Below are 14,101 nucleotides of genomic sequence, written 5' to 3'. Positions count from 1 at the left end.
CCCATGGAACGCATCCCGATTCTCCGCATGGGCGACCTGCTGCTGGTGACGATCCAGGTCGACATGCATGACCGCCTGGCGATGACGCTGCAGGACGACCTGACCGAGCGCATCGTGCGCGATAATGCGAAGGGCGTGCTGATCGACATCTCGGCGCTGGACCTGGTCGACTCCTTCATCGGACGCATGATCAGCAATACCGCCGCGATGGCGCGCGTGCTGGACGCCCAGACCGTGGTGGTCGGCATGCAGCCGGCGGTGGCGATCACGCTGGTGGAGCTGGGCCTGACCCTGCACGGCGTGAAGACGGCACTCAACGTGGAAAAGGGCATGACCCTGTTAGGAAAGACGCACTTTTGATGAGCGCAGCTCTCAATCACGCAGTGACTTTCGAGACCGCGCTCCTGGAGCGCGACAGCCGGCTGCGTACCGCGCGCACCACGCTTCCGCTGCGTTCCGACGAGGACGTGGTGGGCTTGCGCAAGCAGGTGCGCGAGCGCGCGGTGGCGATCGCGCTGTCGCTGGTCGACCAGACCAAGCTGGTGACGGCCGCCAGCGAACTGGCGCGCAACACGATCAAGTACGGCGGTGGCGGCGAAGTCCACCTCGACGCGCTGGAAGACGGTTTCAAGCTTGGGATCGGCCTGATCTTCGTGGATAATGGGCCGGGCATTCCCGACCTCGACCAGGCGCTGCGCGACGGTTTCACGACCGGCGGCGGCCTGGGCCTCGGACTGGGCGGTTCGAAACGCCTGGTCGACGAGTTCGCAATCGATTCCCGCGCAGGAGAGGGCACCGCAGTGTCTGTGGTCAAATGGAAACGCTGATCAGTTCGCTGTTACCGCAGCTCGTCTTCCCGATCAATCACGCCAGTGACATCGCGGCCGCCCGCCGCGCGGGCCAGAAGCTTGCCGGCGAGCTGGCCTTCGACGAGGTTCAGGCGGGCCGGCTGGCGATCGTGGTCACCGAGGCCTGCACCAATATCCTCAAGCACGCGGGCGAGGGGACCCTCTACCTCATGCGCGCGCAGTCCGGCGCTTCGATGCCGGGCATCGACGTGCTGGCGGTCGACAACGGTCCCGGCATCCATGACTTTTCCAGCAGCCTGCGCGACGGCGTGTCCACCGCCGGCACGGCCGGCACCGGCCTGGGCGCGCTGCAGCGCCAGTCGGACGAGTTCGACGTCTGGTCGATGCCCGGCCGCGGCGCCGCCTTCTTCATGCGCCTGTGGCGCGGCAGTCCGCCGCCGCGTCCCTGCGGGGTCGAGGTCGGCGCGTTGTGCGTGCCGATGGGTGGCGAGGAAGCCTGCGGCGACGGCTGGGCCGTGAGCTGCGACCTCGACGGCGCCACCCTGCTCGGGGTCGACGGCCTGGGCCACGGTCCGGAAGCGGCCAAGGCCGCGCACGCGGCCGTGCATGCCCTCGAGCGCAAGCCGGCCTCGGCGCCGTCCGAGGTGCTGCACACGGCCCACGAGGCGCTGCGCATCACGCGCGGCGCGGCGCTGTCGGTGGCGCGCATCGACTACAGCGGCAACGACATACGCTTCGCCGGCATCGGCAACGTCAGCTGCGTGGTCCACGACGGAGCGGCGCGGCGCGCACTGGTGTCGCACAACGGCATCGTCGGCGCCAATATGCGCAAGGTGCAGGAGTTCACCGCCGACTGCCCGCCGGGCGCGATCGTGATCCTGCATTCGGACGGCGTGCAGACCCAGTGGGACCTGAGCGATTATCCCGGCCTGTATGCGCGCACGCCGGTGCTGGTGGCCGGCATCCTGATGCGCGACTTCATCCGCCGCCGCGACGACGCCATGGTGCTGGTCGGCCGGCGCCGGGGAGAACACACATGAACAACCAGCGCATCCTCGGCGTCAGCCTGTCCGCCGACCAGGACGTGGTGCTGGTGCGCCAGCGCGCGCGCCAGCTGTCGGCGCTGCTCGGCTTCTCGCAGCAGGACCAGGTGCGCATCGCCACCGCCGTGTCGGAAGTGGCGCGCGGCGCCTGCCAGCTCGCCTTCGGCGGGCGCGCCACCTTCCAGATGCGCGAATGCGGCGGCCGCCAGTGCCTGCAGATGATGATTTCGGCAGGCGGCGACACGCCTGCCGGCGCCTCCCTGCCGGACGACGCGGTGGTGACGGCGCACCGCCTGATGGACGAGTGCACGATCGCGAAGGACGCGCGCGGCATCCCGACGGTCACGATGTGCAAGGCCTTGCCGTCCCAGGTCCGGGTCGACGCGGCCCGGCTGGCCGAGTTGGGCGCCCAGCTCGCCAAGGACAGCCCGGTCGCCAACAGCTACCTCGAGGTGCACCAGCAGAACCAGGAACTGGTGGCTACCCTGGCCGAGCTGCGCGAGCGCCAGGAAGACCTGCTGGAGCTGACCCGCGAGCTGGAGGACACCAACCGCGGCATCGTCGCGCTGTACGCCGAGATCGAGGACAAGGCCGAGCGCCTGCGCCGCGCCGACGAGATGAAGTCGCGCTTCCTGTCGAACACCAGCCACGAGCTGCGCACGCCGCTGTCCTCGATCCGGGCCCTGGCCCAGCTGTTGCTGGCCCGCCTGGATGGCGACCTGACGCTGGAACAGGAGCGCCAGGTGAAGTTCATCGAGAAGGCCGCCAACGACCTGTCCGAGCTGGTCAACGACCTGCTCGACCTGGCCAAGATCGAGGCCGGCAAGGTCGAGGTGCAGCTGGCGCCGGTGGTGGCCGACAACCTGTTCCGCGCGCTCAAGGGCATGCTGCGGCCGCTGGTCGACGAGGCCCGGGTCGAGCTGGTGTTCGAGGCGCCGGACTTCGACGAGCCCTTCGAATCGGACGAGGGCAAGATTGCCCAGGTGCTGCGCAACTTCATTTCGAACGCCCTCAAGTTCACGGAACAGGGCCAGGTCCGCGTCCGCGCGGTCCGCGACCTGGAATGCGATACCATCACCTTCGCGGTGGCCGACACCGGGATCGGCATCAGCCCGGACAACCTGCAGCTGATCTTCGAGGAATTCAGCCAGATCGAACACCCGCTGCAGCGCCGCAGCAAGGGAACGGGCCTCGGCCTGCCGCTGTGCCGCAAGCTGGCCGATCTGCTCGGCGGCCGGGTCGAAGTGGAGAGCGAGGTCGGTATCGGCTCGACCTTCAGCCTGGTACTGCCGCGGCGCTTCCCGCAAATCGATGGATAGACGATGACGAACTCCACCCTGATCCTGAATGTCGACGACAACGACGGCGCCCGCTACGCCAAGACGCGGATCCTGCAGAGCGCCGGATTCGAGGTCGTCGAAGCCACCAACGGCACCGACGCGCTGGCGGCCGTCAAGCGCGGCGGGATCGCGCTGGTCCTGCTGGACGTCAAGCTCCCCGACATCAACGGCATCGAGGTCTGCCGCCGCATCAAGGCCGACCCCGACAGTGCCCTGGTGCTGGTGCTGCAGACCTCGGCCGCGCTGACCGGGCGCGCCGACAAGATCCGCGGCCTCGAGGGCGGCGCCGACAACTACCTGGCGGCGCCGATCGAAGCCGACGAGCTGATCGCCAACGTCAAGGCGCTGCTGCGCATGCGCCGCACCCAGAGCGCGCTGCGCGACAGCGAGGAGCGCTTCCGCCAGCTGACCGACAACATCGAGGACGTGTTCTGGATGTTCTCGGTGCCCGAGGGGGCGCTCGAATACGTGAGCCCGGCCTATGCCGCGATCTGGGGCCGCAGCATCGAGTCGCTGGAACGCGAGCCGGGCAGCTGGAGGGATTCGGTGCATCCCGACGACCGCAGCCATATCGACAGCCTGTGGCGCGGCCTGCAGGGCAATCCGCATTACGAGGCCGAGTTCCGTATCGTGCTGGAGGACGGTTCGCTGCGCTGGGTGCGCGACCGCCTGTTCCCGGTGCGCGACGGCCGCGACGAGGTCTACCGCGTGGCGCGCGTCACCAGCGACATCACGCGGCGCAAGGAGATGGAAGGCCTGCTGCGCGCGGCCGACAGCAACAAGAACGAATTCCTGGCGACCCTGGCGCACGAGCTGCGCAATCCGCTGTCGCCGATCCGCAATGCGGCCGCGCTGCTGGGCTCCACCGGCTCCGCCGCCGCCGAGCTCCAGGCGCGCGCGCGCGAAGTCATCACGCGCCAGGTCGACCACCTGGCCCACCTGGTCGACGACCTGCTGGACGTGGCGCGCATCTCGGAAGGCAAGATCGCGCTGCGCAGGGAAGAAGTCGACATCAAGGGCGTGATCGCGCAGGCGATCGAGACCGCCGGTCCGCTGATCGCGGCGCGCGCGCACCGCCTCGAGGTGGTCCAGCCCGAGCGCCAGGTCTGGGTCTCGGGCGATCCGGTGCGCCTGGCCCAGTCGATGGGCAACCTGCTGCACAACGCCGCCAAGTTCACGCCGAAGGGCGGACTGATCCACGTCGAGGTCCAGCTGGACGGCGATACCGTGCGTATCGCGGTGCAGGACAACGGCATCGGCATCGCCGAGGACAACCTGCCGCGCATCTTCGGCATGTTCGCCCAGGCCGCCGTGCCGCCGGACCGCGCGCCGGAAGGGCTGGGGATCGGCCTGTCGCTGGTCTCGCGCCTGCTCGAGATGCACGGCGGCCGCCTGACCGCCAGCAGCCCCGGGATCGGCATGGGCAGCACCTTCACGGTCGAGCTGCCGGTGCTGCGCACCTCGATGCCGGAACAGGCCGCGCCGGCCGCGGAGGAGGGCGGTCAGGCGGGAACGAAGGGGCGCCGCGTGCTGCTGGTCGACGACAATGTCGACGCCATGGAGATGATGGCCTTCCTGCTGACCGAGATGGGCTACGAAGCCCATACCACGGCCGACGCCAGCGGCATCGTCGAGCTGGCTTCGGCCCTCCGCCCAGAGGTGATCGTGCTCGACATCGGCCTGCCGAACGTCGACGGCTACGAGGTGGCGCGCATGCTCAAGCAGCACCCGGAACTGAAGTCGATCCGGCTGGTGGCCCACACCGGCTACGGTTCGCCGGAAGACCGCCGCAAGGCGCAGGAGGCGGGTTTCGATGCACACCTGGTGAAGCCGGCGGAGCTGGACGACCTCGAAAAAGCCCTGCAGGGCTGATCGAACGATGCGTGGGGTCTTGAGGCCGGGGCCTCAAGACGGGCGTGCCCACGCATTGCGTTCGCCAACGCACGGAATCGCACTGGCCGACGTCCTATTCTGGCGGCATCGCCACCACACGGAGGTCATCATGCCCAAGGGAGCCAGCCCGAAACGCGAGCGCGAGTACAAGAAGCTCGAGACCGAGTTCAAGAAGGAACACCGCTACCCCGGCCGCGAGGAGGAAGTCGCCTCGCGCATCGTCAACAAGCAGCGCGCCGAGCACGGCGAGACCAAGCAGTCGTCGAGCGGCGGCAGCAAGCAGTCGGCCAAGAAGTGATCCGCGGATGAAAAAAGCCTCCCGGGCTCGCACCCGGGAGGCTCTTGCTCGTCCTTGCGAGGGATTACTTGTCGGTGACGGTGAAGTCGCCGAAAGCCTTCAACTGCTCACCCACGGACTTGCTGTCGCCGACCACGACGATCGACTGGTGCTCGGGGTTGAAGTACTTCTTCGAGACGTCGCGCACCTGTTCCGGCGTGACCTTCTGGATCAGCGGCACGTACTGGGACAGGAACTCGGGCGGCAGGCCGACCAGCCAGTTCATCGCCAGGGTGGCGGCCACCGCGCGCTGCATCTGGTTGGACAGCACGTAGCCGCCGGCCACGTAGCGCTTGTGCATCTCCATTTCCTGCGGCGAGATCAGCTCGCCGCCGATGCGCTTGTACTCGTTGAAGTACTCGCTCAGGGCCGCGCCGGTGACTTCGTTGCGTACGTCGGCGCCGCCGACGATGCTGCCGCCTTCGCGCATCATGCGCGCGCCGGCCGAGGCGCCGTAGGTGTAGCCCTTTTCCTCGCGCAGGTTGATGTTGACGCGGCTCGAGAAGCCGCCGCCCAGGATGGTGCTGGCCAGGCGCAGCGGCACCTGGTCGCCGGCGGTGGCGGCGATGCCGGAGCCGGCCACGCGGATGGTCGACTGCACGCTGCCCGGACGCTCCAGCAGGATGTGGACCGGCTTGGCGGCGGCCGGCGCCGTTGCGCTTGCCGCCGGGGCGGAGCCTTCGGCCTTCCAGTCGCCGAAGGCATGCTGGGCCAGCTTCATGGCATCAGCCTCCTTGATGCGGCCGGTGATCACCAGCAGCGCCTGGTCCGGACGGAAGCGCTTGGCGTGCTCGGCGCGCAGCAACGCTTCGTCGACCGAATTGATGCCTTCGACGGTCGGCGTGGTGTGGCCGTAGGGGTGCTCGCCGAATACTGCGCGGTTGACGGCGCGCTCGGCGCGGAAGCGCGGCTGGGTTTCCTGCACGCGCAGGGACTGCAGCGCGTTGGCCTTGGCCAGTGCCACTTCCTTGGCCGGGAAGATTGGTGTGCGCGCGACTTCGGCCAGCAGCTGCATCATGGCGCCGGCCTGCGACGCCAGGGCGTTGGCGCTGACGGTGATGCCGTCGGCGCTGGCGCCGCCGCCCACCGAGCCGCCCAGGCCCTGGGCCAGTTCGGCGATGGCGCGCGAATCGTGTTTGGCGGTGCCTTCGTTCAGCAGGCCCGCCAACATGCTGGCGAAGCCCGGGTGGGCGGCGTCGTCGGCGATGAAGCCGGCGCCGCGCACGGCCAGTACCATGTCGACGCGCGGCACGCCGTTGCGCGGCACCACCCAGACCTGCAGGCCGTTGGCCAGGGTCTTCTTGGCGATGTGCGGGGAGGGCAGCGGTTTGTCCTTGCCGTAGGCGGGCATGCCGGCCGGCTTGGCCGGGGCGGCGGCTTCGGCGGCGAAGGCCGGGCTTGCAAACGCCATCGAGATGGCGGAAATGAGCATCAGTTTTTTCATCGTGCTCTCCTTATTTCTTGTCGGTTGGGGCCGGGGCGGTGTCGGCCTTGTTGGCCGGCTGCGGCGCGGCCGCCGGTGCGGGCTTCGCCACCGGCCTGCGGTCGATCACGGTGCGGTTGGCCTTCACCAGGTAGGTGGCGGCGACGCGCTGGACATCCTTCGACGTCACGCCTTCGATCCAGCCCGGCACCTTGTTGACCACGTTGGCGTCGCCCCACAGGGTCTGCAGCTTGGCCAGGGTATCGGCGCGGCTCAGGATGTTTTCGAGACCGTTGTTCCAGTCGGACAGCATGCTGGTCTTGACGCGCTTCAGGGTGGCTTCGTCGACGCCGTCCCTGGCGACCTTGGCGATCTCCTCGTCCATCGCGGCCAGCATGGCGTCGGCGCTGCTGTTCGGCTTGTACAGGCCGGTGACGGTGAACAGGGTCGGGCCGTCGTACTCGAACGGCCCGGTCAGGCCGAAGCCGCCGGAGATGTTCAGCGCGATCTCGCGGCCCTTCACCATGCCCTGGTAGAACAGCGAGGCGTCGCCGCCGGCCAGCAGTTCGGCCAGTACGGCCATCGGGGCCTGGTCGGCGGTGCCGCGGGCCGGTACCTTCCAGGCGGCGGCCACGGCCGGCACCTGGGCCAGGGCGTCGCTCTGCTCGATGCGTTTTTCCTGGGTGTTCAGGCCTTCCGAGAAGTCGGTGGCTTTCGGGGTCGCGCGCCTGGCGATGCCGCCGAAGTATTTCTGGGCCAGCGCGAAGCCCTGGGCCGGCGTGACGTCGCCGGCGATCGCCAGCACCGCGTTGTTCGGGCCGTAGTAGTCGCGGTGGAAACCGCGCACGTCGTCCAGGCTGGCGCCCTCGAGGTCTTCGAAGCTGCCGTAGCCGTCGTGGTTGTTCTCCCACTTGTTGAAGGCCAGCTTGCTGATATCGATCCAGTTGAAGCCGCCGTAGGGCTGGTTCTTCACGTTCACGCGGATCTCTTCCTTCACCACGTCCTGCTGGTTCTTCAGCGTGGCCGGGTTGAAGTCGAGGGTCTTCATGCGGTCCGCTTCCAGCCACAGGATGGGCTCGAGCGAGGACACCGGCGCGGTCTCGATGTAGTTGGTGAAGTCCGGACGGGTCGAACCGTTGTTGCGGCCGCCGCCACCGGTGATGGTGCGGTCGAACACGCCCTTCGGCGAATTCGGCGTGCCCTGGAACATCAGGTGTTCGAACAGGTGGGCGAAGCCGGTGCGGTTGCGCGGCTCCAGGCGCATGCCGACGTGGTAGACGACCGACACGCCGACGGTCGGCGAGCTGTGGTCTTCGGAGACGACGACCGTCAGGCCGTTGTCGAGCTTCTTGACGTTGACCGGCAGGGTCCACTGGTCGCTGTTCGCGGCGTACGCGGACATCGACAGCGACACCCCGGCCAGCAGGGCGGGTAATAGGCGCATGCGCATTGATAACCTCTGGTTTGGGCTGAACTAGAAACTGCGTCTTTCTGTCCGGATCGTATCCAGGCAGCGGCTCATATTAGCGCAATGTCATGCAAATAAGTAACTTTTTGTTTGGGTGGCAACTAAAAGCGGAGACGATTCGATGACAAATCCGTACAGTTTTTCATGGTGGGGCGGCGCATAATGGTCGGTTCCGCCGCGTCTCCGGCCTGCATGTCATTCCCGCCATCGTGTCGCTCGGGGCCCGCTTTCTGCAGTTCGTCGCAATCCCGTGGGCATGGACGCGCCGGGGCTTTACTCTGACCATGTGTGATGCCATCTTGAAAATTGTCGAACTAGCACAATTTCATCGAGCACGGTACGCTTGCACAACAAGAACATGGATTCGGAGAACTGGATGAACAAGGTTTTTAAGCTCGGCATGGCGGCCGCGGGAATTGTTGCCTGTTTCGGTGTAGCGCAGGCAGCGCCCGAGGTCGCCACCGAGACCCGCCCCATCGATGCGCGCGTGGTGCGCGTGAAGCTCGACGGCGCGGTCGACCTGCGGATCAGGCAGGGCAGCACGGCCACCCTGACCCTGAGCGGCGATCCGCGCTGGCTGGCCAAGACCGTGACGGTGCAGAGCGGCGATACGCTGAACATCGATACCGACGTCCACGGCCGCGTGCGCCTCGGTTCCCTGCACGCCGAGCTGACCCTGCCCGCGCTGCGCGAGGTGAGTTCCGAGAGCCTGGGTTCGACCGACGTCTCCGGTTTCTCCGGCGACGAGCTGGAACTGAGCCTGGATGGCGCCGGATCGATGCGCATCTCGTGTAATTACAGGATGGTGACGGCCAGCCTGGGCGGCATCGGCAGCATGAACCTGACCAGCCTGAGCGGCGAGGGCGTCGACCTGAATCTGCGCGGCGCCGGTTTCGTGACCCTCAATGGACGCGCCAGATGGCTGAAGGCCGACCTCGGCGGCCTGGGCAGCCTGGATGCGAAGGAATTCGTCGCCGACAGCGTCAACGTCGACCTGTCCGGCCTCGGCAATGCCAGCGTTACGGYGCACCAGAACGCCAGCCTGAACCTGTCCGGCATGGGCTCGGTAACGGTGTACGGCAAGCCCCTGAACCGCAAGGTGGCGGTCGACGGCCTGGGCAAGGTCAGTTGGAAGTAGCACAACAATAAAAATACCGTTCCGAACGAGACAATGAGAAAACACATCGTTGCCATCCTGCTGGCCCTGGGGCTGCACAGCAGTGCGATGGCAGGCTTCACGGAAGGCGCCAACGCCTACAACGCCCGCAACTATGCGCTGGCGTTGAAGGAGATCACGCCGCTCGCCAAGGCCGGCGACGCGGATGCCCAGCACTTGCTGGGCCTGATGTATTACATGGGCCGCGGCGTGCAGCGCGACTACAAGCAGGCCTTCGCCTGGCATTACAAGGCGGCCCAGCAGGGCAAGGCCGACGCCCAGTACGTGATCGGTGCGATGTACTACACCGGCAACGCGGTGCCCGTGGACCAGAAGCTGGCCGTCACCTGGTTCCGCAAGGCGGCCGAGCAGGGCCACCCGGATGCCCAGCACGCGCTCGGCCTGATGTACCGCTACCACGTGGCCGGCATGCCCCAGGACTTCGTCATCGCCTACATGCTGTGGAACCTGGCGGCCGCCAGCGGCCACCGCAGCGCCACCGAGCAGCGCGCCCTGATCGCGCGCCAGATGACCCAGGAGCAGGTCGAGGAAGGGCAGGCGCTGTCGCGCAACTGGAAGCCCGGCACCCCCTTGCCGACCCAGTCCAGAACCGGCAACAACACCCCTTGAGTTGCTTTCAGGTGCAAAGACCAGGCTGACGTGGCTTGAAGGCCCGATCCTACAAAGCCATGGGGCTTTCATGGTGGGCGGGTTGGTGCATGGTGACTACCATGGTCTTGTCTCAGCCAGTTTTCGAACGGGCTGGTGCATAACTCACCAATTATCGGAGGTAAGCATGGCATCGAACAATCAAGGCGGCGGCAACAAGGGTAACAACCAGAGCGACACCAGCAACCGCGGCTTCGCATCGATGGATCCGCAAAAACAGCGCGAAATCGCTTCGGAAGGCGGCAAGGCAGCACACGCTTCGGGCAATGCCCACGAGTTCAACTCGGAAGAAGCCCGCCGCGCCGGCTCCATGAGCCACAAGAACGACGGCAGCCAGCAGAGCCAGGGCGGCGGCAGCCAGCAGAGCGGCAGCGGTGGCAGCGGCGGCGGCACTCGCGGCGGCTCGTCGGCGCAGCATGCGAAGGCTGGCTCGCAGAGCCACAAGAACGACAACAAGAAGTAATTAGCAAGCACTAACGCAACACACCACGTCGTCCCCGCGCAGGCGGGGATCCAAGTTTGAAAGCGTTTCGATGGCTTTCGCAGAACTTGGGTCCCCGCCTTCGCGGGGACGACGGCTTTGTGGGCACGGCCCGTCTCATTCTGAGCATTTAGTTGCGCAATGGTAACGTTATCAGCAATTTCCAGGCGGCAGTTCGCTTGGTCACGGCTTGCCGGTGGCGTACAATTGCCACTTGTTCAACAGGCCTATCCGCACAGGAGTCTCCATGCGCGCAATCGAAATCACCCAGCCCGGCTCGCCCGAGGTGCTGCAGCCCTGCGAACGTCCGCTGCCCGTGCTGAAGGCCGGCGAAATCCTGATCCGCGTGATCGCGGCCGGCGTCAACCGTCCCGACGTGTTCCAGCGCCTCGGCCAGTATCCGGTGCCGCCCGGCGCCTCCGACCTGCCCGGCCTCGAAGTGGCCGGCGAGATCGTCGACGGCGAACTCGGCGATAGCGGCTTTAACAAGGGCGACCTGGTGTGCGCCCTGGTGCAGGGCGGCGGCTATGCCGAATACTGCGCGGCCCCGCTCGAGCAATGCCTGCCGGTGCCGAAGGGACTGAGCCCGCTGGAAGCGGCCTCGCTGCCCGAAACCTTCTTTACCGTCTGGAGCAATGTGTTCCAGCGCGCCGCCCTGCAGCCGGGCGAGACCCTGCTGGTGCAGGGCGGCAGCTCGGGCATCGGCGTCACCGCGATCCAGCTCGCAAGCGCCATGGGCCACCGCGTGTTCGCCACCGCCGGCAGCGAAGACAAATGCCGCGCCTGCGAGCAGCTCGGCGCCGAACGCGGTGTCAACTATAAGACCGAGGATTTTTCGGCCGTGGTCAAGGAGCTGACGGGCGGGAAGGGCGTCGACGTGGTGCTCGACATGGTCGGCGGCGACTACATCAAGCGCGAGATCGCCTGCCTGGCCGACGATGGCCGCATCGCCCTGATCGCGCTGCTGGGCGGCGCGCGCGCCGAAGTCGACCTCGGCCAGGTACTGCGCCGCCGCCTGACGATTACCGGCTCCACCCTGCGTCCGCGCCCGGTGGCCTTCAAGGCGCAGGTCGCACGCGAGTTGCGCGAACGTGTCTGGCCGCTCATCGAGGCCGGCAAGATCAGGCCGGTGATCTACCGCAGCTTCCCGCTCGAGCAGGCCGCCCAGGCCCATGCCCTGATGGAGAGTAGCGCCCACGTCGGCAAGATCATGCTGCAGGTGGCGCCCGCCTGAGCCGGCGCAGGCTACCGGGAAACGAATACCCACAACTTTGGAAAACACCATGAATGACAAGCCTTTGGTCAGCCTTCGTTTGACCGTCCATTCAACGACCGCTAAAATAGCGGGTTATTTGACCGTGAGGTTCTGATGCGGCCCAAGCTCATCGTAGGTAACTGGAAGATGAACGGTAGCCGTTTGGTCAATGCGGCCTTGTTGGCGGATATCGCCGCGGGACTCGGCGATGCGAAGGCATCGGCCGCCGTGTGTGTGCCGGCACCCTATCTGCAGCAGTGCGAAGACCTGCTTTCAGGCAGTGCCATTGCCTGGGGTGCGCAGGACGTGTCCGCGTATGAGGGCGGCGCCTATACGGGCGAAGTGTGCGCCAAGATGCTGTCCGACTTCGCCTGCCGCTACGTGATCGTCGGCCACTCGGAGCGCCGCGCCTACCATGGCGAGAGCAGCGAGCTGGTGGCGCGCAAGGCGCAGGCGGCGCTGAAGGAGGGGCTGACCCCGATCGTCTGCGTCGGCGAAACCCTGGAGCAGCGCGAAGCGGGGCAGACCTTCGACGTGGTCGGCGCCCAGCTCGACGCGGTGCTGGAGCTGCTGCCGGCCGAAGCGGTGGCGAAGATCGTGGTTGCCTACGAACCCGTGTGGGCGATCGGTACCGGCAGGACTGCGACGCCGGAGATGGCACAGGAGGTACATGCGCGGCTGCGCGAGCAGCTGCGGGTGCGTAACGCCGAAGCGGCGGATGGCGTGGCCATCCTGTACGGCGGCAGCATGAAGCCGGAGAATGCGCGCGAACTGCTGTCCCAGCCCGACATCGACGGCGGACTGATCGGCGGGGCGGCGTTGAAGGCGCAGGATTTTCTGGCTATTATTCACGCGACCTGAGCATGCCGCCAGAATAGAATTTGCAACGTAGTTAACCTTGGAATGGAATAATAATGAACGTGTTGTTCAATCTGATCGTTGTTCTGCAGGTCGTGTCCGCGCTGGCCATCATCGGCCTCGTGCTCGTCCAGCACGGTAAGGGCGCCGACATGGGCGCCGCCTTCGGTTCCGGCGCGTCCGGCAGCCTGTTCGGCGCCAGCGGCTCGTCCAACTTCCTGTCGAAGTCGACCGCAGTGGCCGCAGCGATCTTCTTCGCCTCGACCCTCGCGCTGGCCTACTTCGGTACCAACCGTCCGGCAGCCAGCATCGGCGGCGGGGTGATGGAGCACGCGACCGTTCCGGCGACTGCGCCTGCAAACAATGCCGGCAATGCCGTGCCGAACACGGCGCCGGCCGCCCAGGCTCCGGCGCCGGCCGCGACCCAGGACGTCCCGGCGGCCGCCGGCGTGCCGTCGGCTCCGGCTGCTCCGGCTCCGGCTCCGTCCAAGTAAGGCAAGCTCCGCTCCGCACGGTCAAATGCGGACCCCTCCGTGCAGGCTTGCGCGGGGTGGTGTAGTATCGGTGGATTCTCTCCGCCAGCAAGCCCTGGCGGCTTCTCGACCCGCCAGGCTGTGAATACAGCGAAAACACAGTAGAGAAAAAACAGTAGTTTTCCTTGATCTAGCGCAATTTGAGCATTGAAAAAAGGTGCTAAGGCAGGGTAGAATACTGGTCTCCAGCCGACGTGGTGAAATTGGTAGACACGCTATCTTGAGGGGGTAGTGGCGCAAGCTGTGCGAGTTCGAGTCTCGCCGTCGGCACCAAGATACAGAAGCCAGCTAGGGCGCACGGGCTCCGCTCCTGCACTAGCTGGCTTTTTTACGAGGATCTCTGAGGATCCTGGAAAACATCCCAGGGTCTTCGGTCGTACGATCCTGGTGGTAGGCAAAAAGCCAGGATTGCGCGATGCGGTGCTGCAGTCAATGCAGTGTTTTATCAACCGATCGTTCAATAAGGCTTTTCTGCTGTGAACCTCGAGAATTACTTCCCCGTCCTTTTGTTCCTTCTTGTCGGCATCGGCGTTGGCGTCGCTCCGCAAGTCCTTGGCCGCATCATTGCGCCGCACCGTCCCGACGCTGCCAAGCTGTCGCCGTACGAATGCGGTTTCGAAGCATTCGAAGATGCGCGCATGAAATTCGACGTCCGGTACTACCTGGTCGCGATCCTGTTTATTTTGTTTGATCTGGAAACGGCATTCTTCTTCCCATGGGGCGTCTCGATTCGCGACCTGGGCTGGCCGGCGTTCGTCACGATGATGGTCTTCATCGCCGAATTCGTTGTCGGTTTCTGGTACATCTGGAAGAAAGGTGCCCTTGATTGGGAATAA

At 66.2% G+C, this 14,101-nt stretch carries 15 protein-coding genes and 1 tRNA gene; 14 read left to right on the top strand and 2 right to left on the bottom strand.

From position 1 onward, the window contains the following. Positions 1–3 precede the first annotated feature (3 nt). From AB4Z32_RS10575 to AB4Z32_RS10550, 6 genes are all read left to right on the top strand, one after another. On the top strand, positions 4–360 hold the full coding sequence (locus tag AB4Z32_RS10575) for an STAS domain-containing protein (RefSeq protein ID WP_230029853.1): 357 nt from the start codon (positions 4–6) through the stop codon (positions 358–360). Beyond that, on the top strand, positions 360–827 hold the full coding sequence (locus AB4Z32_RS10570; RefSeq protein WP_442121804.1) for an anti-sigma regulatory factor: 468 nt from the start codon (positions 360–362) through the stop codon (positions 825–827). Before AB4Z32_RS10575 ends, AB4Z32_RS10570 begins: the two co-directional genes overlap by 1 nt. Beyond that, the gene (locus AB4Z32_RS10565; protein ID WP_442121803.1) at positions 815–1,849 is read left to right on the top strand and encodes an ATP-binding SpoIIE family protein phosphatase; all 1,035 of its coding nucleotides are present in this window, start codon (positions 815–817) and stop codon (positions 1,847–1,849) included. The genes AB4Z32_RS10570 and AB4Z32_RS10565 overlap by 13 nt, the downstream gene beginning before the upstream one ends. Continuing rightward, positions 1,846–3,171, top strand: coding sequence for an ATP-binding protein (locus tag AB4Z32_RS10560; RefSeq protein ID WP_442121802.1), 1,326 nt, complete (start codon positions 1,846–1,848; stop codon positions 3,169–3,171). Before AB4Z32_RS10565 ends, AB4Z32_RS10560 begins: the two co-directional genes overlap by 4 nt. Positions 3,172–3,174: 3 nt before the next feature. Next, entirely contained in the window at positions 3,175–5,064 is a 1,890-nt protein-coding gene (locus tag AB4Z32_RS10555; RefSeq protein WP_442121801.1) for a hybrid sensor histidine kinase/response regulator, read from the top strand. 130 nt (positions 5,065–5,194) lie between these two features. Continuing rightward, positions 5,195–5,383 carry a hypothetical protein gene (locus AB4Z32_RS10550; protein WP_075796307.1) on the top strand — a complete coding sequence of 63 codons (189 nt, stop codon included), beginning with the start codon at positions 5,195–5,197 and terminating at the stop codon, positions 5,381–5,383. A 64-nt stretch (positions 5,384–5,447) separates the two neighbouring features. Here the strand turns inward: AB4Z32_RS10550 and AB4Z32_RS10545 are convergent, their stop codons facing one another. After that, positions 5,448–6,866, bottom strand: coding sequence for a M16 family metallopeptidase (locus AB4Z32_RS10545; RefSeq protein ID WP_442121800.1), 1,419 nt, complete (start codon positions 6,864–6,866; stop codon positions 5,448–5,450). A 10-nt stretch (positions 6,867–6,876) separates the two neighbouring features. Beyond that, positions 6,877–8,289, bottom strand: a complete 1,413-nt coding sequence (locus AB4Z32_RS10540) for a M16 family metallopeptidase (RefSeq protein WP_442121799.1) — start codon at positions 8,287–8,289, stop codon at positions 6,877–6,879. Between the two features lie 400 nt (positions 8,290–8,689). Between AB4Z32_RS10540 and AB4Z32_RS10535 the strand changes: the two genes are divergently transcribed. The 8 genes from AB4Z32_RS10535 (at position 8,690) to AB4Z32_RS10500 (ending at position 14,101) form a co-directional block, all read left to right on the top strand. After that, entirely contained in the window at positions 8,690–9,451 is a 762-nt protein-coding gene (locus AB4Z32_RS10535; RefSeq protein ID WP_442121798.1) for a GIN domain-containing protein, read from the top strand. Positions 9,452–9,484: 33 nt separating this feature from the next. Continuing rightward, positions 9,485–10,099, top strand: a complete 615-nt coding sequence (locus tag AB4Z32_RS10530; RefSeq protein WP_442121797.1) for a tetratricopeptide repeat protein — start codon at positions 9,485–9,487, stop codon at positions 10,097–10,099. A 166-nt stretch (positions 10,100–10,265) separates the two neighbouring features. Beyond that, the gene (locus AB4Z32_RS10525) at positions 10,266–10,601 is read left to right on the top strand and encodes a KGG domain-containing protein (RefSeq protein ID WP_442121796.1); all 336 of its coding nucleotides are present in this window, start codon (positions 10,266–10,268) and stop codon (positions 10,599–10,601) included. A 265-nt stretch (positions 10,602–10,866) separates the two neighbouring features. Beyond that, on the top strand, positions 10,867–11,853 hold the full coding sequence (locus AB4Z32_RS10520; protein ID WP_442121795.1) for an NAD(P)H-quinone oxidoreductase: 987 nt from the start codon (positions 10,867–10,869) through the stop codon (positions 11,851–11,853). 135 nt (positions 11,854–11,988) lie between these two features. After that, on the top strand, positions 11,989–12,735 hold the full coding sequence (gene tpiA, locus AB4Z32_RS10515; protein WP_442121794.1) for a triose-phosphate isomerase: 747 nt from the start codon (positions 11,989–11,991) through the stop codon (positions 12,733–12,735). A gap of 53 nt (positions 12,736–12,788) precedes the next feature. Then, positions 12,789–13,226: a preprotein translocase subunit SecG gene (gene secG / locus AB4Z32_RS10510; RefSeq protein WP_442121793.1), complete on the top strand. Its 438-nt coding sequence runs from the start codon at positions 12,789–12,791 to the stop codon at positions 13,224–13,226. 227 nt (positions 13,227–13,453) lie between these two features. Continuing rightward, a tRNA-Leu gene (locus AB4Z32_RS10505) sits at positions 13,454–13,538 on the top strand. Positions 13,539–13,741: 203 nt separating this feature from the next. Continuing rightward, entirely contained in the window at positions 13,742–14,101 is a 360-nt protein-coding gene (locus AB4Z32_RS10500) for an NADH-quinone oxidoreductase subunit A (RefSeq protein WP_442121792.1), read from the top strand.

Source organism: Massilia sp. 2TAF26 (assembly GCF_052115005.1).
Taxonomy (GTDB): Bacteria; Pseudomonadota; Gammaproteobacteria; order Burkholderiales; family Burkholderiaceae_D; genus Telluria.
Note: the sequence above shows the minus strand (reverse complement) of the source record. Positions and strands in the feature narration are given on the sequence as shown.

Bases quoted from the DNA above. Each gene is read 5' to 3' on its own strand.
- AB4Z32_RS10545 (WP_442121800.1), bottom strand. From the start codon at position 6,866: ATGAAAAAACTGATGCTCATTTCCGCCATCTCGATGGCGTTTGCAAGC.
- AB4Z32_RS10530 (WP_442121797.1), top strand. From the start codon at position 9,485: ATGAGAAAACACATCGTTGCCATCCTGCTGGCCCTGGGGCTGCACAGC.
- AB4Z32_RS10560 (WP_442121802.1), top strand. From the start codon at position 1,846: ATGAACAACCAGCGCATCCTCGGCGTCAGCCTGTCCGCCGACCAGGAC.
- AB4Z32_RS10550 (WP_075796307.1), top strand. From the start codon at position 5,195: ATGCCCAAGGGAGCCAGCCCGAAACGCGAGCGCGAGTACAAGAAGCTC.
- AB4Z32_RS10540 (WP_442121799.1), bottom strand. From the start codon at position 8,289: ATGCGCCTATTACCCGCCCTGCTGGCCGGGGTGTCGCTGTCGATGTCC.
- AB4Z32_RS10570 (WP_442121804.1), top strand. From the start codon at position 360: ATGAGCGCAGCTCTCAATCACGCAGTGACTTTCGAGACCGCGCTCCTG.
- AB4Z32_RS10525 (WP_442121796.1), top strand. From the start codon at position 10,266: ATGGCATCGAACAATCAAGGCGGCGGCAACAAGGGTAACAACCAGAGC.
- secG (WP_442121793.1), top strand. From the start codon at position 12,789: ATGAACGTGTTGTTCAATCTGATCGTTGTTCTGCAGGTCGTGTCCGCG.
- AB4Z32_RS10520 (WP_442121795.1), top strand. From the start codon at position 10,867: ATGCGCGCAATCGAAATCACCCAGCCCGGCTCGCCCGAGGTGCTGCAG.
- AB4Z32_RS10565 (WP_442121803.1), top strand. From the start codon at position 815: ATGGAAACGCTGATCAGTTCGCTGTTACCGCAGCTCGTCTTCCCGATC.
- AB4Z32_RS10575 (WP_230029853.1), top strand. From the start codon at position 4: ATGGAACGCATCCCGATTCTCCGCATGGGCGACCTGCTGCTGGTGACG.
- tpiA (WP_442121794.1), top strand. From the start codon at position 11,989: ATGCGGCCCAAGCTCATCGTAGGTAACTGGAAGATGAACGGTAGCCGT.
- AB4Z32_RS10555 (WP_442121801.1), top strand. From the start codon at position 3,175: ATGACGAACTCCACCCTGATCCTGAATGTCGACGACAACGACGGCGCC.